Annotated in this window: 12 protein-coding genes and 6 pseudogenes; 8 read left to right on the top strand and 10 right to left on the bottom strand. The window is 59.2% G+C overall.

Annotation, left to right across the window (positions count from 1 at the left end; translation table 11 throughout):
- The first annotated feature begins 217 nt into the window (after positions 1–217).
- Positions 218–979, top strand: coding sequence for an ATP-binding protein (locus CK224_RS05205; RefSeq protein WP_141245781.1), 762 nt, complete (start codon positions 218–220; stop codon positions 977–979).
- Between the two features lie 725 nt (positions 980–1,704).
- On the opposite strand, the gene CK224_RS05215 is transcribed toward CK224_RS05205, so the two are convergent.
- The 3 genes from CK224_RS05215 to CK224_RS31180 all read right to left on the bottom strand — a co-directional run bounded on the left by CK224_RS05215 (position 1,705) and on the right by CK224_RS31180 (position 5,661).
- Positions 1,705–3,861 (bottom strand): peptidase domain-containing ABC transporter, encoded by a 2,157-nt coding sequence (locus tag CK224_RS05215; RefSeq protein WP_095781029.1) that lies wholly within the window; start codon positions 3,859–3,861, stop codon positions 1,705–1,707.
- 31 nt (positions 3,862–3,892) lie between these two features.
- Positions 3,893–4,978 carry an HlyD family efflux transporter periplasmic adaptor subunit gene (locus CK224_RS05220; RefSeq protein WP_095781030.1) on the bottom strand — a complete coding sequence of 362 codons (1,086 nt, stop codon included), beginning with the start codon at positions 4,976–4,978 and terminating at the stop codon, positions 3,893–3,895.
- A gap of 518 nt (positions 4,979–5,496) precedes the next feature.
- The gene (locus CK224_RS31180; protein WP_176477856.1) at positions 5,497–5,661 is read right to left on the bottom strand and encodes a hypothetical protein; all 165 of its coding nucleotides are present in this window, start codon (positions 5,659–5,661) and stop codon (positions 5,497–5,499) included.
- Between the two features lie 2,612 nt (positions 5,662–8,273).
- Here CK224_RS31180 and CK224_RS31840 point away from each other — a divergent pair.
- Positions 8,274–8,474: pseudogene (locus CK224_RS31840) on the top strand (DUF2285 domain-containing protein); the annotation flags it as partial.
- Positions 8,475–9,009: 535 nt separating this feature from the next.
- Here the strand turns inward: CK224_RS31840 and CK224_RS05235 are convergent.
- From CK224_RS05235 to CK224_RS05245, 3 genes and pseudogenes are all read right to left on the bottom strand, one after another.
- A complete protein-coding gene (locus CK224_RS05235; RefSeq protein ID WP_095781031.1) occupies positions 9,010–9,795 on the bottom strand; it encodes an amino acid racemase in 786 nt (261 codons plus the stop codon).
- 524 nt (positions 9,796–10,319) lie between these two features.
- A pseudogene (locus CK224_RS05240) lies at positions 10,320–11,118 on the bottom strand (YggS family pyridoxal phosphate-dependent enzyme).
- Positions 11,119–11,466: 348 nt separating this feature from the next.
- Positions 11,467–11,652: pseudogene (locus CK224_RS05245) on the bottom strand (transposase); the annotation flags it as partial.
- Between the two features lie 265 nt (positions 11,653–11,917).
- Between CK224_RS05245 and trxA the strand changes: the two are divergent.
- The 3 genes from trxA to CK224_RS31850 all read left to right on the top strand — a co-directional run bounded on the left by trxA (position 11,918) and on the right by CK224_RS31850 (position 18,291).
- Positions 11,918–12,238 (top strand): thioredoxin, encoded by a 321-nt coding sequence (gene trxA, locus CK224_RS05250; protein ID WP_095781032.1) that lies wholly within the window; start codon positions 11,918–11,920, stop codon positions 12,236–12,238.
- A 300-nt stretch (positions 12,239–12,538) separates the two neighbouring features.
- Entirely contained in the window at positions 12,539–17,584 is a 5,046-nt protein-coding gene (locus CK224_RS05255; protein ID WP_095781033.1) for a shikimate kinase, read from the top strand.
- Positions 17,585–17,904: 320 nt separating this feature from the next.
- A complete protein-coding gene (locus tag CK224_RS31850) occupies positions 17,905–18,291 on the top strand; it encodes a hypothetical protein (protein ID WP_245425746.1) in 387 nt (128 codons plus the stop codon).
- Here CK224_RS31850 and CK224_RS31855 read toward each other — a convergent pair.
- The 4 genes and pseudogenes from CK224_RS31855 to CK224_RS05280 all read right to left on the bottom strand — a co-directional run.
- Positions 18,285–18,467, bottom strand: a pseudogene (locus CK224_RS31855) (Tn3 family transposase); the annotation flags it as partial. The gene CK224_RS31850 and the pseudogene CK224_RS31855 sit on opposite strands and share 7 nt — an antisense overlap.
- Before the next feature lie 703 nt (positions 18,468–19,170).
- Positions 19,171–20,448 carry a gephyrin-like molybdotransferase Glp gene (gene glp, locus CK224_RS05265; RefSeq protein ID WP_095781034.1) on the bottom strand — a complete coding sequence of 426 codons (1,278 nt, stop codon included), beginning with the start codon at positions 20,446–20,448 and terminating at the stop codon, positions 19,171–19,173.
- Positions 20,449–20,495: 47 nt separating this feature from the next.
- Positions 20,496–20,840: a cytochrome c family protein gene (locus CK224_RS05270; protein WP_245425801.1), complete on the bottom strand. Its 345-nt coding sequence runs from the start codon at positions 20,838–20,840 to the stop codon at positions 20,496–20,498.
- Between the two features lie 849 nt (positions 20,841–21,689).
- Positions 21,690–21,923, bottom strand: a pseudogene (locus CK224_RS05280) (IS3 family transposase); the annotation flags it as partial.
- 59 nt (positions 21,924–21,982) lie between these two features.
- Between CK224_RS05280 and CK224_RS31860 the strand changes: the two are divergent.
- The 3 genes and pseudogenes from CK224_RS31860 to CK224_RS05295 form a co-directional block, all read left to right on the top strand.
- Positions 21,983–22,251: pseudogene (locus CK224_RS31860) on the top strand (transposase); the annotation flags it as partial.
- Positions 22,252–22,664: 413 nt separating this feature from the next.
- Positions 22,665–23,903: an MFS transporter gene (locus CK224_RS05290; RefSeq protein WP_095781036.1), complete on the top strand. Its 1,239-nt coding sequence runs from the start codon at positions 22,665–22,667 to the stop codon at positions 23,901–23,903.
- A gap of 227 nt (positions 23,904–24,130) precedes the next feature.
- Complete coding sequence (locus CK224_RS05295) at positions 24,131–25,150, top strand: saccharopine dehydrogenase C-terminal domain-containing protein (protein ID WP_280952255.1); 1,020 nt, start codon at positions 24,131–24,133, stop codon at positions 25,148–25,150.
- The last annotated feature ends 29 nt before the right edge of the window (positions 25,151–25,179 follow it).

Here is a 25,179-nt window from a genome sequence, read left to right on the forward strand (position 1 = left end):
ATCGACATTCCAAGCGCCGGCTTTGGCGTGCGCTTTGCGCAGCATGAGAGACTTTCGTACGCCTGACGGCACCCGAAACCCTTCAGCTTTGCAGCCGTCCAGGCGGCATCAAACCGTTCCCAACAGCTGCCACACGTTCATGCGGTAAACATCGCCAGTGAATGACGCCGCTAAACACCTTGGCCGTTCAGATGGACTTGGCGAAGAGGATCGTCGGATGACGTTTATCGAAACCCGCGCCACGTTCACCGTACGGGCTGCATTCGATACGGCGGTCAAGATGCGATATCCGGTGCTTGCGGTCGGCAAAGCCGGACTCGGAAAGACTGTAGCGCTCAACTGGATAGCCGCCCAAAGCGGAGCTGCCTATTGTGAGGTTGCGCAGCATACCAAGGCTATCAGGCCGATGTTCCTGATGCTGCATGACGCCAACGGCGTCCAAAGGGACAGCAAGCACACATACGATCTTGCGAAGGATTGCATGAATTTTTTGGGCGCCCGATACGGCCCGACGCTTCCGTTGCTGGTGGACGAATATCAGAACTTCACACCCACTGTTTTGCGGGAGCTGCTGCATCTTCAGGAGCGGTGCGGCTTCGCTTTACTGCTCGCCGGCAACACTCATCGGTTGGCGGGCACGAGGCGTGATACCCACGCTGTGGATCAGATCGAAAGCCGTATCGGTATGCGTTTCGAGATCGGGCAGCCGACGCGGGAGGACTGCGTGAGGATCGGCGCGGAACACAAAGTTGAGGGAGCCGACGCCTACGAGGCAATCGCCACCTACGGGCAAAACACCTCCCTTCGCGCGCTTTGCCATCTCCTCCAGAATTGCGCTGCCGGTACCAGCGGCTTCGGCAGCATTCGTCTTCCCCGGATAGAGACCACGCTTCGCGGCATGTCGTGCGGCAGCGATGTGCTCAGGCTTCTGCACGAGCGCCGAAACGACGCCGCAGACGACCTCCGCAGCCCGGCTTAATTCCGGACAGCGACAGATAATTCCGGACGGCACAGCGGAACTCCAGTCCACAGATCGCTTTCCCGCAGAGGGGGCACCCTGCGAACCTTGTGCTCTGGAAAGCTCAGGGCGTGATCGCGCCGGTTCATCGGATAACAACTTCATCATGACGTCACCTCGGGAAGCGATTGTTGACGAAGGGGGTACGAGCTGCCGCGGTCGTTCACCCGGTCGAAAGGACCGAGTGTGGAGAAAGCTCTCCATCATGCAAGGCGAGAAGGTGCTGGCGTACTTCCTTGTCCGCTGCCGTGAGCCAATGAACACCGGCACGGCTAAGAGCGTGGCGCTTTGCGCATGCAGCCGCACATTGATGAGGGTGCGAGCCCGGACATGACGCCGAACAGCTTTCTGAAGGCGGGCGAAGAAAGAACATCCTCCCGCCGCGTTCTATTCGATCATTTCACGCGGATCAGGAGATCGGCAAAGTCCAGAAATCTGCAAGCCTTCGCCTTAGCGAAGAAACGCAAGGATCTGAGTAACTCCTGGCGCCAAGCACCGGCTTAATGACGTCTGCAGAAGGGTGTGGCGCTCGCCTGCGGTTCAGCGGACGAGAGCGTGAAACTCGTCGACCGATCGGACCGCGGCACACCCACCAGGTTGAAATTAAACGACGGCGATGTACATTCGCCGCTGCTGTTCTATGCCTCCCGGCCCCAAAATTCTGCGATGCCCCTCACCTGAAGCTATTAGCTGGATACGGTTTGCGCTCGCCACAAGCGGGCGTAGGCGCCTTCACTTGTCACCAGATCAGCATGCTTTCCCTCCCCGACGATCCGCCCCTTGTCCAAGACCACTATTTTGTCGGCCCCACGGATCGTGCTCAGTCGATGAGAGATGACGACGATAGTCTTGCCGTCCCGACACAGATCCTCAACCACTCGCAGGACAAACGCCTCGGCGACGGAGTCGAGCGAGGACGTCGCTTCGTCGAGGATCAGGATCTCTGGATCCCGGTACAGAGCCCGAGCCAACGAAAGGCGCTGCTTCTCGCCCCCGGAGAGCCGTACGCCGTTTTCGCCTAGATAGGCCTGAAAGCCGCCGGGCCAGCGCTCGATCACCTCCCGCAGCCCTGTTTGATCGCAGATTTGGAGGACCTTTTCGATGTCCGGCTCGAACTCGCCAAGGGCGATGTTGTCGATCACCGAGCCCGAGAACACATCGATCGATTGCGGCACTGCAGCGACAACCTTGCGCAGGGACACGGTCGACAGGTCCTGGAGGGCATAATGGCCGATCCGGATGTGTCCACCCTCAAGCGGGTAGACATTTTGCAGCAGCGCCGCAAGCGTGCTCTTGCCCGAGCCGCTTTCCCCCACCACCGCTGTCATTTCGCCCCGGCGGAAGGTGACGCTAAGATCCTCGAAAAGCTCGAGCTGGCTACCATAGCGGAACGTGACCTTCTCCAGGTGGATGTCGCCAATGTCGGATTTGTCGGCATCGATGCCCCCACCGCTTTCGGGCTCTAGGTCGAAGATCTCGAACAGGCGATCCGCCGCGATAAAAGCATCCTGAACGATCCGGTTGGTCTGGATCAGACTGGCAATCGGCCGGGTGATATAGCCCAGCAAGGTATAGCAGGAGAGTAATTCGCCAGGCGTGACGGTTTGATCGAGGGCAAGTGTCGTTCCGAACCACATCAGCACGATGGTGAATACAATTGCGAGGAATGTCGAGGTGCTGTCTCCGAAGATCGAGATCAGGCCGGAGCTGTAGACGGAGTGCAGCATCTTGATGAAGCGCGTCTCCACCTTAAAGTTGGCGAAGCTCGCCACGCCGGAGATCTTGATTGTGGAGACAGCTCCGAGTGATTCCACCAGTTGTGTCTCTAATTCGGCAGCGTTCTCCATTACGGCTCGCTGACGATTCCTATTCAGCCGGTTGATGATCCAATAGACCGAGAGGTACAAGGGGATGGAGGCCGCCACGACCAAGGCGATCTTCCACGAGTAGATGAACATCAGCCCTAACGAGAACAATATTGTTAGCACGTCAACGAACATGTTGATCGAGACGTCGTTCAGGAAGCTCCTGATCTTCACTGCGTCATTCATGCGGGAAATGATTTCGCCCATGCGCATGCTGTCGAAGAACTTCTGAGGCAGGCTTAGGATGTGATTGTAGTAGCCGAGGATTAGGTGGACGTCGATCTTCTGCCCCGTTTGCAGGACGAGCCGGTTTCTGAGGAGATTGATTAGGATCTGCACAACCAAGATCAAGAGCATGGCGACGCTCATCAGGTTGAGTAGATTGCGGTTGCCCGCTGTAATCACATGGTCGACGATCTTCTGGACGTAAATGGCAGTCGAGAGGCCAAGGATCGTCGTCACCAGCGCCCCCGCGAGAGCCTGCGCCATCGCCGCCTTGTGTGGCGCAAGCAGACGCGCGAAGCGACCTAGGGGTGAGGTGGTCTCGTCGCGGCCTTTGAAGGTGTCTGCCGGAACAAGGAGCACCAGGGCGCCGGTCCATTGCTTTTTGAATTCCTCGTGCGCCAGCTTGCGGATTTCACCGTAGGCTGGGTCCATGACGATGACCCACCTGGCGTTGATCGCCTGGACTACGACGAAGTGATGCAGGACCTCGCTGACGATTAGGTGCGCGATGGCGGGCTTGGGGATCTTGTATAGGCTGTCGAAACCACCCTTTACCCCCTTGGCAACGAAGCCCAGCTTCCGGGCCGCTTCCATGAGGCCCAGCACAGTAGTGCCGGAGCGGCCGGTCGAGGCATACTGGCGGATTCGCGACAAGGGCAGCTTGTAGCCATAGAAGGCCGCGACGGAAGCAAGGCTGGCGGCCCCGCAATCCGTGATGTCGCGCTGCTTGAACTTGATAATCTTGCTCGACATAGCGGCTCGCTGACTGTTTGGAAATGGAGAATCAGTGGCTCGCCAGGAGCGGATTGAGCCAATCGTCGACCTCGTTGTACAGGAGTTCCAGGACAGTGCGGTCGCCCAGGAGGAAGCGGGCCCGGACGGTCATGCCTTTCTTCAGGTTACCGATGAGCCCGTGCTTGAGGGCGAGATGGCGGCGAGAGAGCGCGCAGCGGACCTTAAAGACCAGGCTCCCGTCGTGCAGCGTGAAGTCGTGCGCTACTTCGAGCACCGTCGCGTCAATGACACCCCATTGATTGTAGTTAAAGGCATCTACTTGGAGACGCACCGACTGGCCGGGGCGCACAAAGCCGATGTCGTTGGGGGAAACGAAGATTTCCGCCACCAGTTCACCATCCGGCGAAACCCAAGCGACGGTTTGACCGGCCTGGACGTAGCTGCTGGAAGTGAGGCCCGAGAATTGCTCGAGAGCGCCTGATACGGGGGCTCGAATGCGGGTCAGGTCCCGTTCGCTCTCAAGCTGATGCAAGGCGGCAGTGAGTTCCTCCAGGCGCAGGTTAACGTCGAACAGCTGCTGGTTCCATTCGGCGAATTTGCGCCGGGCGAGGATCTCGCCCTGGATCTCAACGTTCTGAAGTGCGAAGGCCTTTTCCTCAACGGCCTTTGCCGGTGCTACAGCAGAGGAGAGCAGTCGCTTAGCACGCTCAAGTTCCGCAGCCGCATTACCGCGGGCGTATTGGTTCTCCCGCAGCAGGTTGAGGAAATGGGCGCGCTCGGCCGTGGCGGACTCGGTCAAGAGGCGGATCGGGTCCTTGGCTTGCGTGCCGGAGGAGATCAGGGTTTCGAGGTCACTGGCAAAATCGCTCTTTGCGCGAATATCGCCTGTAAGCGCCCTGAGCTTTTCCTCAACCACCCCATCATCGAGGGCGAGGATCTCTTGCCCCTGAGCAACCAGGTCGTTTTCAACGGCAAGGATGCGGGAGATGCGTCCGGAGACGGGCGCGACCAGCGGCGTCTTCTCGACGGTGGGTCGAATGATACCGGCACTTTGGAAAGATACCGTTACGGTGATGAAAGGCAGCGACGCCAAGGCCGCAGCCACCGAGAGCACAATAATCTTGTAGATGATCAAGGATCTCTCTGACCCTCGAGAAAGGATGCTCTCCGCGGTGCAGTTGGCGAGTTCAGGAATAAGTGAGATAATGATGCAGATCTCGCTGGTTACAGTGATATTGACCGATGATGTTGCCAATCATCCACCATGGCTTCGGCGCGTACTACACCAGCGAAAGCCTACAGCAGAAACTGAGGCTATCAGGACCACCCGAAGTTGATGATCCCGCTTCTCGGGCCGACTCGGTTAGGCCGTATACTGAGAGATCGGTATTCATTGTTTTACCTTTTCAAAAACGTTCAATGATGAATGTCGGCGGTTATTCTGCGCTCGGCAGCACTCGCCCCGCGCCTAAAGACGGCAAATACCAGTGCCGAATACCAGAATAGAGGCCAAAAAGGCGTTCTGTAGCTATTCCCAACCCAACTCAGAGTGCGTCGGCCGTACATCACGCTTCTTATGCGACAAACCAGACGACACCTGCCTGGAGGTGACCGAGGTCAACCCTAGGCAGTTGCTAATATTGTTTGATCGTCTTAATGATGCTTAAGATATCTTTCCAAGGCTGCGATAGCCAGTCCTAACGCAGCAACTGCGCCAAATCCTGCCACCGCTGCCCAGAACCACCACCCTCCGGACGTTGCACATGCTTCTTCGCGCGTTAACTCGGTCACACCACAGGCTTGCGTATTGGTCTTCATTTTTTCTCCTTTCCTAGAGCTCGAAATCACAGGAGGAAGTAATAATGCACCGTAGCAGCGTGTGCCGCCGCACAACGAGATCATCAAAGGTCGTGCCAACTGTACAGGAAGCCGCAACAGCGCTCATCCATTTTGTTTCAACGGCTTCGTTGTGAGCGCTGCGGCACATCGAGGCGAACAGCACAGTGTCACGAACTCGACAAAACCGACAAAGGCCTACCAAAGGTCGTTCTGATCGTCTGGACAGGATGCTCTCTCCATTGTAGCTGGATACGTCAGGGGAGGTAAGATATTGTTCCCTAGCCCAGCTAGTGACCAGTAGTAGGCCTATGACTTTTTCTTTGTTAGTTCTAGAATGCCAGCGATTATGACTGCGACGCTAAAAGCTCCAGACAATGCCCAGAGAAGCCACCCGCCAGAAGTTGAGGATGCCTCTGCCCGCGTTAGCTCGGTCACGCCATATACAGACATATCGGTATTCATCGTTTTCTCCTTATAACACATGAAGATCAGTCAAGGTCGACTGCCGGAAGGCAGATCGCCGCCGTGCGAAATGAGAACATCAAGACTCGTGCCAAGGGCGCAGGAAGCTTCGCGGAGGTTCTAATGCTTCCGAATGGGCGCCGCTTCTGAGGCGATCTCCATTGTGGCCACCATGAACATGTGCGCAAACACCCTCAGAATACTGCCCGTCAACGCATGAGCCCCGGTCGGCAATTGAATGGGCTCCGAAGCGGGTCGCTCACAACCATTCGAATTGAGCTGCCTTGGCTGATGGTTCCATCATCGTCATCGGCGGCAGCTATTCCGGAATCGCCATCGCCTGGAGTTGCTCCGCGCCCGACGCAGGGCTGCGGCCAACCGTTTTGCCAGCAATTCGCCTGCTTTCCTGTCCCAGGACGGCGTCGATTCGGTCGAGATCACGAACGGTCGCCTGCGTAGCTTTCGCGCTACGGGATGCCCTGGTTACCGAACGGCCGAACGGGTGAGGGGAGCCGCGACGTCGTTCCTACTCGCCGATGGCCCTCCGCGGAGGGCCGTCGAATCTTTTTCGCTGCCGGCGTTTCAGATGCGCGGCCAAGGGTCAATGGGCTGGCGGAGATATGGGGAAACGGCGTTCCACCGACCCTGATGCATGGCTGTGAACTCTATCGGGACGGCTCGGCGTCATTGGTGCCGATCCTGCTCGGTCCACCAGGCACTTTCTCTGTCCGAATAAGGAGGCGCCCTGCTGCTTTGTCCTGTGGGGCGAATGCCCATTTTTCCATAATCATTGCATGTTGAGCTGTAGCCGAGGCAAATCGCCTGCACAGCTTTTCCGCTATTTGTCGGCCAAGTGGCCTGCGGCGTTCAATCCGAAAGCGCCCAGACCGCTCAAGATCGGCATCCGTCATGACATTCGGATGCTCGAGACTGGATGCCGGCGCAGCACGGGTCAATCTCGATGGCGAGCCGGCCGACGTGTTCTCGGATGCGGACGCGGCGACCGCCAAGGCTTTGCTTCGCGCCCGCAAGGACAAGCAAGAGACCAACCAAACGCCGGATCCAAGGGAAGAGCCTCAAGCGCCTCCCACACCAAAACCGAAGCGAACCGCCGTGTTCAAGGCGAAGAATACGGCCGACAGCCCGACCGGCATAGTCGTTGAGACGAAGCGTCGCCGGTCATTCCGAAACCCGATGACTTGATCGCCGCATAGCAATGGGCTCGTGCCGACCGGGACAGCCCCTCAGTGCCGGAGCACATCGCGCCCCGTGCCGATCCGAATTGCCGCCATAGCAAGGGGGCTGCCGCATTCGTGCTGTCGGAAAACGGAGTGGTCGGTCCTCCCTTCTTCAAGATGAACGAAGGCCGGCGCTATTCCGATGGTCGTTCTGGCCACCGCTGCGACCGCTATCGTTCGGGATGGCAGTCAGGTCGATGCTGGCCTAGATTGACTTGTGGCCGTGAGCCCACCGCCCTCGGCGATTTGGGGGAGGTGCGTTTAGGCCGGTCGCACGCACGGTTTCGCCACCGCTCCCACCTACTCTTGAACGGTTTTCGAATAAGCCACGACGCCAGCGGCTCTCCGCGCCACGGCCCGCGCTCTCGCCCTCCTGGTCCTGCTTTCGCGACCATCGCTACAACGGCCATGCGGCCGGCGTTCGCGCCGAACATTTCCGGCCGATCCGACTTCAGAGAAAAGGGCGGCATCGCTGCCGCCCCTCGAGATTGTTGAGGTGCGTGGACCATCCCGCGCAACTTGTCGTGCAGGCAGGTCTGGTCGGAGTTGGCGCCGCTGACTGCCGGCAAGATCCTTGAGAACAAAGGGCGCGACCTCGAAGCAGGCACACCGGGCGGGTCAGCGAGATCTCGTCCGTTCGCAGGATGGCCATCTCACTATTCGGCGCCTGTCGGCGATGCCGGTAGGCGCGTGCCAACGATCGAGGCTTCCGCCCCGCGGCGGCGTCGCGCTGCTGCGTGCTTCGCTGGCCATCACCGTCGACCCGGTCAAGGTCGTGCGCACCGCTCTCCAGGACCCGGCCCCGGTCGCCGGCCTGCTCGTCACCACCGAAGCCATGATCGCCGGGGCTGGCTACAACGCTAAGACCGCCGAGTATGGCGACAGGATCGCCATGGGCAACCGCATTTCACCATCTACATGCGGTTCCTGGATGCTGCCGCTGACAACGCCAGCTACGAGGAAATGGCCGACCTCATCCTTGGCATCGACCCGTAGCGTGAACAGGAACGCGCCCGCAACGCGGCGCGCAGCCATCTCGACCGGGCGAACTGGATGGCGACGACCGGCTACAAGGAACTTTTCGCTAACTGACCAGCTTATGGCGCCATACCCACCCATAGCGCTCGGCGATTCCCCAGAACCAGTCCTAATCGAGGTTGACGTCGCGTGCCGCCTCGGCGATTGCATCGGCCGATCGCTCCTGGATCGGTGATGGTGCTGAGCAAGTAGCACGAATATTTTTGTCGGTCCTGCATTGACGGCAGTGCTGCAAACGGTAAAGGGCGGAGCGATGCGAAAACCCTTCACTACAAGCAGGGCGATCTTTTCCGCAGCCCAACAGCACGATAATCCATCAGAGCTGGGGAAATGCAATCATAGGCTCAAGTCCCAGTTCTCTAATTTTAGAGCGGATGCCGTCCATCCGACGGATCAATGCCGCCTTCGATCGCCGATGACACAAAAGCGGCAATGCCGGGCTCCGGTCACCTATCGCTGTCAAAGAGCTCCGGGTGAACAAAGGACAAGCCCTTGGAGGCGTTATCCCGCTCCACCGGCCCGTACATATATGCGCCGCATTCCCTGCAAGCATGGCGCTGGGGACCAACAAGCTCTCATAGCGTCTACCTCATAATCTGTTGCCAACAGGGTGTGGCTGGCTCTCTGTCATCCACCAAGAAATGCAAGCATCAGCAAGTATATCAATCGGATCGACAATGTTATGACCGTCTGCGATTTCTCCGCAGATTGCTGACAATTCACTGCAAGCTAGGATAACTATGTGAGGCTCGAAAGACCTGGCGAGTCTAACAACCCTTGTTAGGTTGTCCTTTGCGTTTTTCGTGTTTCCGGACTTGACATCCGCTATAATTCTTGCGGTCTCATTTTGAAGTGTCTTGAGGCTGCGAGAACACTCCTTGCCGAAGTGGTCTTCGTTTCGTTCAACATAAAGTCCGTGTTGCATAGTCGCGCTCGTTCCCAAGGTAATTGAGCGAAGATTGTGCGCTGCACTACCATGTGAGGCCTCTATGGCTTGTTTTGTGATCTCAACCATATCGATCAGTTTCACTGAAAGCGCTTGTTTTATCTCTGTGGCCCAGAGATGCGCCGTGTTGCAGGGGATAGCGATTGCTCCGCATCCCGCTTTCTCTAGCCAAGACGCGCGCTCCACAATTTGCCGCAAGGGGGCATCGCTGCCGATTGAAATTGCTTGCGAACGATCGGGGATATTTGGCGCCGATAGACATATAAATGCGATGTGATCCTGGTCTGTTTCAAATCGGCTTTTGCGAGCCAGAGCTTCCAAGAATTTGGCCGTCGCCAAGGTTCCCATCCCGCCGACCACTCCTAGTAGTTTTCGTTGGTTAGGTAGCTCGCAGGAACGGAAATTACGCTGCAGCATGACGTCGATCATCGAAATTCCTGTTCTTAAGATTTACGCCACCGATTGTCCGTGAGGCGGCAGCCGACCGCGGTTGTTCCATCTGCGTATTTTCAATAGCCACATGTTCTCCAGCTGCTGCACTGCCGCCGTGGTCGGCGAGCCCGGTATCGCTGAAGCTATGGGGCGGACCCACATAGATTGGCAGAGATTCGCGCAATTGAAAGCATCAAATATCATGCCAAGTGCGCAATAAGAGCCTTGGCTGAAACTTTGATATTGTCATGAAATACTTTAGGGATCTTGTGGTGCGAAATCGGGCCATACGCCATTTGCCGTAGACGCGACAAACCCGACAGGGTGTCGCTTTTCGATGACCGAGTGAAGAGAGCGCCAGTCGCCCGAATTTTCAGGTAAGCCTCGTCAATCCGAACCGGCTCGCAACGTGACTTGCGGAAACGCCTGCCCCCCCGCGCCGTCCGTAGCGCGTCAACGTCGACCCGGCCGGAACGATCGGCGGGGGTCGTCGAAAAAGCAGACAGGCCGTTTGCGAAAACTCATGGTTCAATTCCTCGATCGGTGGGGGCGAAACCCGGCCAGCAGTGGCCGTCAGGCGTCGGCCGCTTGCCGAAGATGGCCTGACCGACGCGCAAGACAGTGGCGCCTTCCTCGATGGCTTCCTCGAAGTCTCCGGTCATACCCATGGAGAGCCCGGTCAGCGCGGCGTTGTGCTTCACGGCTTTGTCCCGCAGACGGCGCAGCGGAATGAAGCAGGGCCGCACCTTGGCCATGTCGGAGGAAAACAGCGCAAGTGTCATCAACCCGCATGGCCGGAGACGGGGAACCTGATCGACGGTCTCCACGAAGGGCAGCAGTGCGTTCGGATGGAGGCCGAACTTGCTGTCCTCGCCAGACATGTTGACCTGCACATAAACGTCGAGGAAGCGATCTTCGCGCTCCAGCCGCGTGTTCAGAATGTCGGGGAGCCGCAGGCTGTGGAGCGCATGAAACTCACGCGCGAAGCGGGTCAGATAATTGGCCTTGTTGGTCTGCAGATGTCCGACGATGCTCCAGTCGATGGCGAGATCGTCAAGCGCCTCGCACTTTGATATTGCTCCTGGATCTTGTTCTCGCCGAAGGTGCTGATGCCGACGTCGAAGGCATATCGCAGGATTTGGGCCGGCACCGTCTTGGTGATTGGCAGCAACCGCACGGAGGCTCGGTCGCGCCCGGCCCGTGCGCAAGCAAGCGTGATGCGCTCTTCAACCGACGCCAGATTGGTGCGGAAGCTGGTAAGGGATCAGGCCCGAAGCATTTGATGTCCTCGGGCGAAAGCGGCGGATTTTTCGTGCCCATTGTGATCTGCCCCCTTCACCGCCCCGTGACCCTAGCGTGGCCGTCGCTAGAAATTGTAGCTCATCGTGAAGATCACCGCCAAAATCCGGACGCACGTTTGTCGGCAAAGGCCTGAGTTCACGCCTACATCCGCCCCCCGCCCTGTGACCGCAGCAAGCTAAAAAATCTGCTGCTGGACGTCGACGTCAGTGGTTTAGAGCAGGCTGCTCGGCAGCGCCTCTGCTCCGCATCGATGCATCCGTCGTGCTCGGAAGACGTCCTGAGCTGCTCGCCGTAATGCTCGGATACCAATTCAACCGTATCGGGCACCGTTCCACGAGGCGCATCTCCATGATCGTCGCCGAAAGCCTTTGCCGCCGCGTAGACCACGTTCTGGGTATCTGAAAGCGGCTCGCGAAGGGCGGCCGCGTCGAGCATCTGCTCGGCCAGAAGCTTCTTCAGCTTCGCGTTCTCCTCTGCCAAGGCCCTCAGCCGCTTCGCCTCGGAAACGTCCATGCCGCCGAATTTGGCCTTCCAATTGTAGATCGTCGCTTCGAAGATCGATGTTTGCGAGCCGGTCCAGCATGTCCGATCTATCCAGATTACGAGTGTAACCCGTTTCGACGTTGACGCTTCAGAATTTTGGATCTTCATTAAAGGACACGCTCCAATCGGCGCATTCGATATTGAACGAAGGTCCATTTGCCGCTGGCAAACTTACATCATCTCACTCGGGGCTCAGTCAAAGTGAAAACAGCGTTCGGCTAAGCCGGAAACCGTCATATTTGGTTCAACATCTTCTTCCGTCAAAGGAGCACCCATGGCTAGCGTGAAAGTCGATATTAATAACTTCCAGTCGGAAGTTCTGGAATCCGCAGCACCTGTCGTCGTCGATTTCTGGGCCGAATGGTGCGATCCCTGCAAGATGATTGCTCCGAGTCTCGAGGAAATCTCCGTCGAGATGGAAGGCAAGATCAAGGTAGCCAAGCTCAACATCGATGAAAACCCGGAACTCGCCGCCCAATTGGGCGTGCGCTCCATTCCGACGCTGGCGATTTTCAAGGGCGGCGAAGTGGCCGATTTCTTGGTCGGCGCCAAACCGAAGACAGTTCTTTTGAACTGGATTTCGAACGCTGCATGATCGATATCGCTCGATCTGTACCGCAATGAAAAAAGCGTAGATTCGGTCCGTAAAGCGGTAGGGTTCATGATGATTTATTGGCGTCTTATACAGGGCTCAGCCCTTTGAGCTTCGGCCTGATGTCGGTGCGATCCAGCGGCGAAGAAGCTTTTCATTGCGGCGTTGTCGAGGCCGTTGCCGTTGCCTGAATGCTGCGGCTGTCAAGCACGCCGTTGCAGGCTCGCGTGACCGCCCTCAAACCAATGATGCCCTGTTGTTGACAGGCTTAGGCGATGCGTTTTGCTGGATCGGAGAGGGAATATGGGCAGCACCGGAGAGTTGGTCGGACCAGCAGGGCGTCCTGATAACGAAGGAGGCCCGCACCGCATCCCCGACGCAATGTCGGACCAGCAGAATACGCGCGAAGCGACGCTTGCCATCGCCGGCGACGTGGTTGCCCGCGACGGCAATCTCGACGGATTTTCGGATTCAGACTTGGCGGATTTGGTGAACGGCTTCAGCAGATGGCCGGACCAGCAGAAGACGCGTGAAGCGACGGTTGCCATCGCCCTCGCGGTGGTTGCCCGCGACGGCCATCTCGACGGATTCTCGGATCAAGAATTGGCCAATCTGGTGCACGGTTTCGGCAAGTGGCCGGAAGAAGAAAATGCACGCAAGGCGATCGTTGCCATCGCCGGCGAGCTCGGTTCCAAGGGCCGTCGCTTCAGCGCTTTCAGCACGCCTGCGCTAGTCAGGATCGCCAACGGTCTGTCGCGGGGTATCGAGGAGGGAGAGACCACCGGCGAGGTCGCCGAACCCGCCTTGCTGAAGGACCGGCTGCATCAACTGGCGCACTACCTCCAATATGCCGAGGATCGGCTGCAGCAGGCCGATGTCCATGCCATCGCGAGTATATTCAAGGCGTTGGGCAAGGCGCAGTTGTCGGACGATTTCGGTGCACTGGCACAGCCGGGGCTGGACAGGCTCGAGGTGTTACGTGCCAATCCCGGGTTTGAGCACAACAACAACCTCGAGACGATGGGCAATCTTTGCGCCTCCCTGCTGCCCCTGGCTCGCAGCCCGAAGCCGGTGTTGCGCTGGCACCGCAGACCGGCGCTGAACCTGCTCAACGCCATCCAGCCGGTAGTGGAACACAAGATCGATGCCCATCTCAAGGCAGGCCAGGCCGAGCGCACCAGCGGCCCCAATGCAAGCCGCTGCCCGGCGCTTTCGATCTATCAGGTGCTCAAGACCCGGGCGGTGCTGGAGACGCTCTACCGGCGGCCCTATGTCGACGGCGACGAACTCGCCCTACAGGCCAGGCAGGAAGAGCTGCACGGCAAGACCAGGCAGATCCTGGACAGTGCCCGCGCCCTCATCTACGCCGACCTTTCCTACATGAGCTGGAACGTGATCGCCGAGATCGAGGCGAAGGAGCCGCTCGAAGCGCTCGACACCTTCATGGCGCAGAACTCATCGATGGTCCAGGCCCAGCATTCAGCCGCCAGCTTCGATGTCCATCGGGTCCTTCAGGCCATGGACCACGAGCCGAGACCGCCGCAAGGCGATGCCGGACTGATGCGGCTACCGGTGGTCGACATGCAAGGCCGGCCGCTGGCCAGCGAAGCCGAGTTGCGGTATTCCACTTTCCACCGCTTGACCTCGGGCGCGGTGCCGGTGGTGGCGGTGCAACTAAAGGGAACTCCGACTGGCGCCATGCTGACACGCACGTTCCCCGTGGAGGGCGTGCCCTACCGCATGGACCTGTTCGGCGGCAGCAAACTGAAGCCGCCGCAAAAGAGCCTGAACCAGCTTGCCTCTCACCTGCCCTTCGCGCCCGAAGAGGCCCCGAGCGGCAAGCTTTTGGCGATCCCTTATGCCGAGACGGCTCCGGGTACGGCCTTTGAGCAGCTGTCGCGGGCCTGGGCGCCGTTCAAGGAAGCCTATTACTATACCCAGCGCCGCGGATTTGCCGCGCCGCCGGGCATCCCCGACATTGGCCCGCATGATTATGCGCTGGAAGGGTGCTTCAAGCTGTCCCTTCTGCCCGACCGCCCCGCAGGCGCAGGGCATCCCTTCCGGTTTGAGGGGCGAGACGGCGAGATCGCCTTGCGGCCGCATGACGGCTGCGGCTTCATCAGGGCCTCACTGGCCGAGCGCATGCCGGCCATTGCCCGGGCTCGCCACGACGCTCCCGAGCGGATGCCTGCCTATCCCGATAATAGCCAATCGGCGGTACCGCCCTCGGCGCTGCAACATTATCCGCGCAGCGTCGAGGTGGCAGAGGAGACCCGCGAGAAGGCTCTGGCTTGGCTCGAAACCCATCCAAGCCTCACCCTCGAGGAGGTGTTCCGGACGGTCACGGGCGGGCACATCGAGGGTTCGGGCGCTATCGCCGTGCCGTCCAGCGACGAATGCCTGCATGTGCCGACTGGCAAGAGCAAGACCTTGACCCGTGACGCTGGCGTGCTTGTCGGACGCTCCCCCTATGACAAGCCCAACCTGCGCCCGTTCGCCGCCGACCGGGTCAGGTCGGCGCGCGATGGCGATCGGACCGCGGCGTTCTTGGATCAGTGCGTGGCCTTCCAATACAGCTTCAACGTTGCGCACAGATCGAGGGCTGGGCTAGCCGCCGACGATCCGACCTTCTTTGCCAAAGGCATCTTGATCGTTGTGCCCGACGAAATGTGGCCGGCGGACTTCGCCGAGCGCGGGGTGGTAATGTCTGCCGAGGACGTAAAGTGCCATTCGCGCTGGCTGGAGGAAAAGGACCGGGTCAAGGCCGACACCGCGCTCGAGTGCGTCGGCATCCTGCAAGCGACGGAGGTGTTCGCGCCCGGCTCTTTGGTTGCGGTTCCGAGCGTCGAACAAAAAATGCTCGACGGCGATTTTGACGGCGACGCCGTCGTCATCATCGGCAACCGGCCTCGCCTTTACGAGCATGTGCGCCAGTTCGACGCGCAGCTGCAGGCGCGCGGAATCGCCTCGATGAAGCCGCCGAAGTCGCACACGCCGGCCATTGAGAAAGGCGACTACCAGTTCAGCCGGTCCAAGCAGATCCTGTCGGCCACCGGGCTGGTGCTGGAGACCTACAGCTGCCTGCAGCGCAACGTGCTGGCGCAGCCGCAGGAGGCGCAACGCTGGTTTGCCGAGCGTGCCATCTTCGGCACCTACGAGGGCATTCATCCTGAGCTTAAGGCCGACATCCGCGCACTGTTGCAGGAAGATCGGCCGGATGGCCAGACCCTCCATGATCTCATCACCAGGGCGGGGGAAGACAGCAAGGCCGCCAAGCATCCGGTGGCCTGCGAACTGGCCGCCTTGCTAGTGGCCGAGCTCCAGGACTGGAGCCGGCAGCTCAGCGAGCCGGCTCATGAGCAGTCGGACGTAAAGCAGCAGTTAGCGCGATCCGTGGCCTCAGCCGGCGCGAAGCCTGCCGTCAGCGCCGACGCGGCCGCGCTCTTCCCGAAACTCAGCGAATCCTATCCGGCAACCGCTGACGCCAGGAAGCGCGTCGACTTCCTGCTCAACCACTACCAGCCGCGCATCGATCCGCGGCCCGACGGCTACAACCCGGCTGATCTGCATGAAAGTGCCATCAACCTGTTGAGCGTCGGCATCAAGGTCGGCACGGACGCCTACAAGTCCGATACCGGTGCGCGGGTGTTCATGCAAAAAACCACCGAATTGCAGCGGCTCTTGGAGCGGAGGCCGGGCTTCAAGTCGGCGCCCTATGTCAAGGCCCAGGCGGCAAAGCTCCACCAGGGCCGGTTCGACGTCGATGGCAGCCTGGCGGATCTGAAGGACAACCCCACGCTGGCGGCCTCGGTCATGGAGGCCTCGATCAGACTCGCCGTCGAAGAGCGAATACTGCCCAGCGCCTTAGCAATCTCCACCGACGACCCCGCCGGCAGGATAACGCTGAGCAGCGAAGCCCTGGAGCCCGCCAGGCTCGAAGCCGCCCCTGCCGAAGCGCAAGAAAGCGCGATTACCGAAACTGTGCACGCGGTTGCCGAGCTTTTGCGCCAGGACGGCATCGAGGTGAAGGTGCCGCATCTTGACCAACGGTCGCGCGGGCATGTCTGGATAGCCGACGAGTTGACCGGCCAGAACGTGAGCGCGGCGCCGGAGGCCCAACTGGTCACCAATGCCGTGCGCCATGTCTTCGAGATCCCGGACGAGGCTTTTACGCGCGCCTTCAGGAAAGCGGCACTGGCCTTCGAGGAGCGGGACTGCAGCGAGGTCGCGACCACCAACTGGTTCACCAGGATGGACTCGCCGCGGTTACGCGGCGTTCACACGGCGTTTAGAACCGCGCAGAACTATCGCTTCGAGGTCGAGTTCCATACGCCGGCCAGTTACCGGGCCGAGCTCGCGCAGCGCGCGCAGAGCGAATGCGAGCTGGTCCCCGTTCCCCATGGTGCCTGGGAGATATTACACTGGGGCTCGTCAGGAGAAAGCAGCTCGAGGGCGGCAAGGACTTCCAGGTCGCTCACCGTCGCAAGACAACAGATTGCGGTCGCTCGCTCGCCGCAAGCCGGTGAGATCCTCGCGGCCCTCGGTACGCGGCCGGTCGTGCTCGTCGGCATGCCGGCGAGCGGCAAGTCGACCATCGGGGCCCAGCTTGCGAAGGAGTTGGGGGTGGAGTTTGTCGACATCGATAAGCGTATCGTCGCCGAGCACGGCAATCTAATGGAGATGTTCGCCGACCCTGGCCGGGGCGAGGCGCACTTCAGGGACCTGGAGACCAAGGAGCTCGCCAAGCAGCTGGAGAGAGGGCCCATCGTCATCGCAACCGGCGGCGGCTGCTTTAGCAACGAGTCCAATCAAGCCGTGATCCTTAATAAGGCGAGGTCGATCTGGCTCGACACCGAGCTGAAAGAGCTCCGCAGGCGCCTCAATAGGGACACCAGCCGGCCGCTGCTGCAAGGCGCCGACATCGAGCAGAAGGTTGATCAGTTGTACGAAGAGCGCAGTCCGTTCTACCAAAAGGCCGATATCAGGTTGCCCCTCGTCCCCCCCTTTCAAAAAGACAAGAAGGACGCCCGCATTTGCGTGAAGGAACTCTACGCTTTCCTGTGCAGCGACAGAGAAGCCGCTCTGCCTGCTGCCGAGATATCACACGTCTCCGGTGCTTTCGGCACCGCCATCAGCATGCCCCCAACAGCGCAGCGCATGCACGATGATCATCACAATGATTGCGGGGGCGGCGTCGTGGAAGCCATCAAGGCGCCGGCGGCACCAATGAGTGAACGTGAACGGCCACCGCCCCTCGACACCCTGCAGCCTTTGCTGGCCGGCAATAACGCACGAACAGATTTAGCGTCTTCCACGAGAAGCAGAGAACGCTCAGGTCGAGGACAATGAGTTTAGGCGGCGCAATCAAGGGTTCTTTCGCAGGTTTGGTGCAGGGTGCGGGTACGCGCCGAGCTAATAAAGTGGGAATCGCATGTATAGAGCCGTCAGAAGCCTGATGGCCGAGTTGATCCGGCCTGGATGACACAGGAGGATTCCGCCGCACAAAGACAAACCGCCGGTGCCGGGTCGAAGCGACGGATCCGGACTGACTTTTGGCATCGTGGAGTTGCGCAATCCTCGTTGGATGCCGTGTCGGGATTGTTACGCAGGAGGTCGATGCCTTTGCGCAGCTGCGGGAGATCCGCCCGGATCGAGCGACATCCGAGCTGATGGAACTGACGCCGCGGCTGGGGAGCATGATGCCGTACCGGCAGGCTGCGAGAGTGCTTGCCGAATTCCTGCCCGTTGAGCCGACCGAGACGCATGCCACAGTGCGCAAGCGAACCATCAGGATTGGCGAACGGCTCCACGATCAGGTTGCTGAGGAAGAATTGCACGCAAGGGCGCAAACGGATGACGCCGACTTGAAATGCAGCTTCCCGGCGATCGACGCAAAGAGTTCGTCATCAGCATCGATACTGCGCATGTTCGAAGCGCCGATTCCAATTCCGCGCGCAACTTCGAGCTCGTTGTGGCCCGATGCGGCCGCGGCGGGCGGGGCGAAGGCGGCGAGCTCAGCGGTGAGACGCAAAGTCGGTGACGGCCCGTTGATATAGACCGTGTTCCAATGCACGATCGCGCTAACGACGAGGTTTTGAGGCCGGAGGCGCGGAAGGCCTGGCTTTCGAATGATCGGGCGCGGATTTCGCCGCGCTCGTGGAAGAAGACGGGCGCGCTTCAGTTTATGCGCAGCTTCGCCCTTGTTGAGCCCAGCTTGGCAGCGCCGTTCGAGCAGTGGTCGTGGTTACCGCGGTCAGCGACTTTGTCCCGGCCTTCAAATTCGTGCGCCGCGACGGTGTCAAGGTCGCTGCCTCGCGCCTAACTTGCCGTTCGCCCTTGCGGAGCCTTCGCCTAGTGCCGGCGACCGACGCTTTCGTGCACCCCCCCGACAGCATGCGTCGGCCGCCGGTCGGATTGGTAACCACTTGAATAGGTTTGGTGACCCTTGTCGAGTGACTGCCGGTCGCACTTCTCGGCGGATTCGTTTTCATTTCCTAAGCACGGGTTAATTCAGGACAACGACAGATAATTCTGGGCACATCGAATTCGGCGTGAAAGCCGTCCGAAACGGCACTTTCTGTGAAGCGGCTCCGGCACGTTCAGAGAACCTCCTCGCCTAGGCTGCTATCTGCACCTCAAACGACTGACTTGCGCGTAAAATCGCCATCGGATCGGCTTTGCCGTTCCCAGCAGACACCGACAACGTCATTCGCCCAGCAAGCGATTAACCTGTAATAGAGCCAGCCTGCATGGGACCTGCGGCGGGAAACGATGGCGCTTGTAGCTGACGGTCACGGTGTTCATGCCATGGTGTCTATGCCGCAAATGCCTGAACGCGAGTTAAGTTGATAACGCCCCTGCCTGTCATCGCAGCTCGGGCGCGGCATCAGGATTTGTGGCGGACAGGCTGACTTTCTACGCAGACTCGCCAAATGCTAGGTCGCAAACGGTTCGTAGCGTATCGGCATGCTGTTTGTGATTTCGGCGGCCTCAGGCGGCAGGAGTGCGATGCCGTCGGCCAACGCAACGGCCATCAAATTGGCCGCGGTTCCACGTTCAAGCATCTCCAGCACAGGTTCGCCCCTTTCGGTGCGGCCGGATATGCGAACGGGTACAAACTCGGTTCGGCCTTGCCGCTTTTTGCAGCTGAAGCCAGCCACCGCCGAGAACCATTGCGGCTGGGTCTCCGCGAGGCCTGCCAGCCTTCGCAAGGCAGGCAGGACAATCTGCCGGAACGCTATGAGCGCCGCGTTGGGATTGCCCGGCAACCCTGCAAAGAGTGTTTTCCTAATCCTTCCGACCTTCAGCGGCTTGCCCGGCCGGATCGCGACGTTGAGGACGTCAAGGTCGGCTCCATGAGCCTGAACAGCCACCACTGTATGGTCTTCCTCGCCTGCCGAGACCCCGCCTCTGGTAACGAGGGCATCACAGGACGTGACGGCGCGAGCGACAACGTCTTTGAGGAGCCTCAGGCTGTCAGGGACCATGCCGAAGTCGACGATTTCCGCCCAAGGGCAACCCGCCAGCAACGAGCTCAGCATAATCTGATTGGAATTGTAAATCTGGCCGTGCTCGAGGGGTTCACCCGGTTCTTTTAATTCGGTTCCGGTCGAGAGCAGTCCTATCCGGATTTTTCGAAGCACTTGCACGTCGACGATCCCCACCGCTGCCAACAAGGTTAGATCCCTGTCGGATAGGCCCTTGCCCCGGCTTATCAGTTCCGCGTCCGCGCTGACGTCCTCGCCAGCAAAACGGATGTGATGGCCGCGACGGGGCCGCTCGTAAATCGTGACGGTGTCGCCAATTTGCTCGCAGCGCTCTTGCATAACCACGGCGTCGAAGGTCCACGGAACGGGTGCTCCCGTGAATATCCTGAGTGCAGTTCGGCGGGCGAGATTCTCAAAAACGCGTACATCGCCGGCGGCCACCCGTTCAGCGACACGAAAAGTCCAAGGCCCTTCCCCATCGAAATCCGCCGTTCGAACGGCGAATCCGTCCATGGCCGAATTATCGAACGGAGGCAGGGAAATAGGTGAGCATATATCGGCCGCGCAAACCCTCCCCAATGCACCGACGAGCGAGACCGTTTCGCTATCTAGAATAGGTTTGGCGAGCGCGATGGCTTTGGCTACCGCCGTCCCGAACGGGATAGCTTCGCCGCTCTGCCCGGCAGAACAGTCGGCTTTCAAAACAGGTTTCATGGCGTGAAGCACGATCGCTCCTCCTTTGCGATGTTCTCGAAGGCAACGGCTAAAGGTTTCTAACCTGACATACTCTTGAGATAGGCGATGACGTTTTTGACGTCCTCGGGATTCTCGAGGCCAGGGAACCCCATTTTGTTCGCTGGCACTTTCGCTTTGGGATTTGTCAGATACTCCATCAGGTTCGGCTCATCCCATACGAGGCCCGCGGCGCCCACATCCCTCATGGCCCTCGAATAAGAATAGCCAGGGACGGTCCCCGCTGTCCGGCCCACGACGCCCTTCAAGGATGGCCCCACTTTGTTCGCTTCGGTATCAGCGCTGTGACAGGCGGCGCACCTTTTGAAGACCGCCTTGCCTCCCTCGATATCCTGGGCCCGCGCGACCGGAGGCAGTAACGCCAAAACGACTGTGGCACCGACGAACAGATATTTCACGCAGGAATTCCCCGATTGGGACACGGCAGGCGGTCGATATGTTTATAAGCCATGATCCAATCCTCGCTTAAAGTACGTTGCCCAGGCGGCCGTAACGAAGCTCGTCGACCCCCGCTCGGCGTAGATTTTCGGCCTTGGCGTCGATGCGCTGCTCGTATGAGGAATATTGCCCGTTGACTGGTCCCATCTGCTACTTTTCTCAAATGTGAGTGATGGCCGGGATAAATAAAGGAGTGTTCATCGGCGTTGTAGTTCCATGGGAAGCCCTTGTGCGGGCACGTGGTCGAGAATCCGACAATGTCGCGGTCCGGCCCGCGCGGTTTGATAACTGACGTCGAGGGTTCGTTCGGCTTCAGCCTGATCGATCGGATTCGATGAGTGTCAGCCCCACTGCAGACCTTGTCTGAGTCTGCGCAGGCAGTGCGACAGCTACGGCCATTCCTGCATAGGCAAACGTTCGCCCCCCCCTTTAGAAATTGACGGCGGCCGATGTCAGGCAGCTTTTTGCAGCAATTCATGCGGTCCCACACATTAGGCGAAATGTTCTCGCAAATAGCTCTGCAACGCTCGTACCAACCGGAAAAGCCGGCGATTACAAAATGAGAATGGGATCCGCTCCCGAGGAGTCGCGGCCAAGGCCCGCAGAGGCGATGTCACGTTGTCTGCATATAAACGCGTTGAGACCTGCGGCTCTGATGTCAGCTGGGCGTTATCAACTTAACTCGTGTTCAGGAACGCCGCAGGCAGCACAGCCGAAACGATGTCTGGCCATCCCGATGCGGCCCGGCTTCGTCTATCTGGCGGCCGTCGTCGACTGTAGCTGATGTCCAGCGCCCAGACATGGTTCGGGCGTCGATCGTCATCCCGCACAACAGATACGGGTAGATCTTGTGGCCCCCAGTTGGCCTGCTCGTGTTCGGGCGCCGATAGATCGCAGAAATCCCCATGCGCTTCATCAGCGTCGCGACATGGCGGCGGCCGAACACGACACCGGCTCGCCGCAGCAGCGCCCGAAGCATCCGCGCCACCGGCGAAGGGGTAATCGAGATGGCAAGGGCTTTGCTGCCCGCCTCGAACACACTGCCGAATGCGAGGACTTGGAAACAGGTCTGATCCGTGAGGAAACGCTCTGAACGGCTGGACCTCGTGCCGCCGAATTTCCCGGTCATCGTCATGCGCTGTCCCAATACGCCTTCCGTGGGCCGCGAGGGCATGGTCCAGGCACTGGCGCCGGCCCACATCATCGAAAGCGGCCTGCCGACGGAGCGGCTGCTCGCCTATATCGCCGTTTTGAAATACGCCGATGGCCTCCCAATGTACCCACAGGAGGCATCTATCTGTGGGGCGCGTCGAGGTGAGCCGGTCGTTGATGGCGCAGCGGACGGGGCACCGGCGAAGCCAAAGCGGAGCAGTCTCAACAAGGCGAGCCGACATCTTTTGTCGGGTTTGTCGAGTTCGCGATATGCCCATTGTCAGTCGATCTCTTGCTTTGCTTCGGGTTAATCGACTGAAAAGCAACCATAAAGTTCCTTCTTCAGCTCAATCAAGCAAGCTGGCATGACTCTTGAGAGCCTTCTTTGGCGGGCGGGCAACAGCTGCCGGCCATAACTCGCGTCACGGGTAGCCGCGATGAACAGCCCCAGGACCGCAATGCTTCACGCTCTCGATCGAACGCAACGTATTCCTTCGACCATGACAATGGTCGCGCCAAAACGACCAGTCATAGTATTTGGATATATAATCTATTTTCTTCATAACTGACGCTAATTACAACTTTACGGCATAACAAAAATGAACGCCCACAGCATCTCAGTAAATAATACGCGCCTTCTGTTGTACAGGCGCATGTTCATTGCTGAACGATTTCTGATTTCCTTTGCGATGGGCGTTTTTGCGCTGTTTCCAGTCTACCTGTTGTCGGTTGGGCGCGACGAGATCTTTTTTGGTTCGATCTCAGCAGCAGGCATGGCGGCAGCTATATTAATAGTTTTGATCAGTCCTACGCTGACACGCCAGTTTAGCGTGCGGAGGCTCGCACCCATCGGCGGGCTTCTCTATGCAGCAGCCTGCGTGACCATACTCTTGAACGAATTGTCGGGGGTGCGCGCGACATTCCCCTACTTCCTCAGCTACATGCTGCAATCAGGCGGATGGGCGCTGCACTTCACTATGGGCTCCATATGCATTTCCGCCCTTTCAAGCGATGCAGACCGGCCATCGAGCTTCATGGCCTACTCTGCTTTCTCCACCTTAGGGTTAACCTGCGGACCGCTGCTGAGCAGCCTCCTTACCCGGTTCGCCGGCTTGGGCACGCTGGATATGTTCGTTCTGGCAATGCTCGCGGCGACGGCAGGGTCAGCATTGTCATCGTGGGCAGCGCAACGTGCAGCGAACATCCGCGAAGCAGATATTCCGAATAACACCTCGCTTGGGCGCGACCTTCTCAATCTGCTCTTCAGCAAACCTGCTCTGTTTTTTGTTCTTGTACTGTTGTCCGCAAGCATTTACACTTGCTTGATAAACTTCCAGGCTCTTTTTGCCAATAATGCAGGTCTTCCGTACGAAATATTCTTTGGTTTTTGGGCCATAGGAGTAGTCGGCTCCAGATTTGCAATTGGTCCGCACATAACCCGCAGTGCGGCCGACCGCACCTTGCCGCTACTCCTGGGCGGGACGGTGGTTTCGCTTCTCGGCTTTCACTACTCCCCAGGCCACCCCGTCATTTATGCAATGGCATCGCTGGCGACCGGCATAACTTATGGGCTATCCTATCCTCTGATGCAGGCAGAAGCCGTCCGCGTGACTGCGCCGCAGTCCCGGACTTTGGTGCAGATCGTTTTCAGCCTTTGCTATTTTCTTGGCCTGTATTTCTTCCCTTTCGCCGCCGGGCTCGTCTCAGTCCAGCTGGGATACGACACGCTGACGCTGTTGATTGCCGGCTTGGCTCTGCTGCAAACGGCTATCGCTCTCCTTGGCTATCGCATCATCCGGCGCAAGCGGACCCCGACCGTAGTTGGCTCTAAAGGCTGAAGTAGGGCACAATGCACGGGAGATCACACGTCATCGTCGGAGCCGGGCCGGTCGGTCGGGCAGTGGCGCTGCAACTTGCGGACCAGCCGGACTCTTTCGTTGTCGTGATTGACAGGAGCCATTCTGCGCTTGCTATGGCGCAACGACTTCTGGGCAATCTCGAAAACGTTCGCTTCGACGTGTCGTTGGGTCCATCCGCTCTCTTGGTTCAAGCCCGATCGCTGATCATGGCGACGTCTTGGAGAGATTCCCGAGTTTTGGTAGGCAAGCTTTTGCATCAAACGCACGAGGCAGGTCTACACACCCCTATTATTTGCGTCGGCAGGCCTAGCCCCGGGGATCCTGACATTCTCCCGGTACCGCCTAACGGTCCGCCCGTAGTCTTGGGAGCGGGTCTCGAACCAGGAATGGTTGAATCTTTAGTCTCGCTGGTTGCGGCTGAAATAAGGGACATAGAGAGCATAGTAACTCATTGCGGAGGGATTCCCAGAATTCCGGAGCCTCCGCTGAACTATGCTCTCGCCTTTGGGCGTCGGCTGCCCATAGAGCAGAGGCTCGCGTTGGCTCGAATCGATGGCCAGGCCGTAACGCGAAATCGATTTGAAAGCGTATCTCAGCTGTTCGTGGATGGTATCGGGCTTCTCGAAGCATACGATGACGCAATGGTTTCGTCGACGGCTGCAGAGGCTCATCCTAGCATTTCAACGCTTCGACAATTGACTGTGCGGTGGCCCGGCTTTGCCGATGGCGTTCGGATGTTGCATCGCCTCGGGCTGCTGTCCGACGAGGAGATCGAAATCGGGAGCGTGCGCCTGCAGGTCAAGGAGGTCACGGAGGCGCTTTTATGTCGCCAGAGCCCAAATGACGATGGCGACCAGGTCGTCCTTGTCATCGCCATTGAGGATCGCCAAGGGCGGGTTGGCCGCTGGACGTGCATCCTGCGCTCCGAGCTTCAGGAGCGAGGCATCTCAAGCATGGCTATCGCCACCGCAGTTCCGGTGGCCGCAGCCGTGGAATGCGTCACGCGTCAACAGTTGCGGGGTCCCATACACCCCGGCAAAGCCGCGCTCGCCGATGTCGCCGCGATCGCCCTCGAGCAACTGAGGAGAAGCCGGATCGCTGTCCTAGCCGAGCGCGCGAGCGGGCTGTTGGAAACAAGCACGATTTTGGGAGCCGGTCATGCGAAGACGAAAGACACTACTCGGGGGGAGCGGACCAGCAAACCTGGCACTGCTGATCTGCCTTAAGGAGCGGGGGGTCCTCAGTTCTGGATTCG

This window comes from Mesorhizobium sp. WSM3862 (assembly GCF_002294985.1).
Lineage (GTDB): Bacteria > Pseudomonadota > Alphaproteobacteria > Rhizobiales > Rhizobiaceae > Mesorhizobium.

Bases quoted from the DNA above. Each gene is read 5' to 3' on its own strand.
- CK224_RS05205 (WP_141245781.1), top strand. From the start codon at position 218: ATGACGTTTATCGAAACCCGCGCCACGTTCACCGTACGGGCTGCATTC.
- CK224_RS05215 (WP_095781029.1), bottom strand. From the start codon at position 3,861: ATGTCGAGCAAGATTATCAAGTTCAAGCAGCGCGACATCACGGATTGC.
- CK224_RS31180 (WP_176477856.1), bottom strand. From the start codon at position 5,661: ATGAAGACCAATACGCAAGCCTGTGGTGTGACCGAGTTAACGCGCGAA.
- CK224_RS05235 (WP_095781031.1), bottom strand. From the start codon at position 9,795: ATGATCGACGTCATGCTGCAGCGTAATTTCCGTTCCTGCGAGCTACCT.
- trxA (WP_095781032.1), top strand. From the start codon at position 11,918: ATGGCTAGCGTGAAAGTCGATATTAATAACTTCCAGTCGGAAGTTCTG.
- CK224_RS05255 (WP_095781033.1), top strand. From the start codon at position 12,539: ATGGGCAGCACCGGAGAGTTGGTCGGACCAGCAGGGCGTCCTGATAAC.
- CK224_RS31850 (WP_245425746.1), top strand. From the start codon at position 17,905: ATGGAACTGACGCCGCGGCTGGGGAGCATGATGCCGTACCGGCAGGCT.
- CK224_RS05290 (WP_095781036.1), top strand. From the start codon at position 22,665: ATGAACGCCCACAGCATCTCAGTAAATAATACGCGCCTTCTGTTGTAC.
- CK224_RS05295 (WP_280952255.1), top strand. From the start codon at position 24,131: ATGGCGACGTCTTGGAGAGATTCCCGAGTTTTGGTAGGCAAGCTTTTG.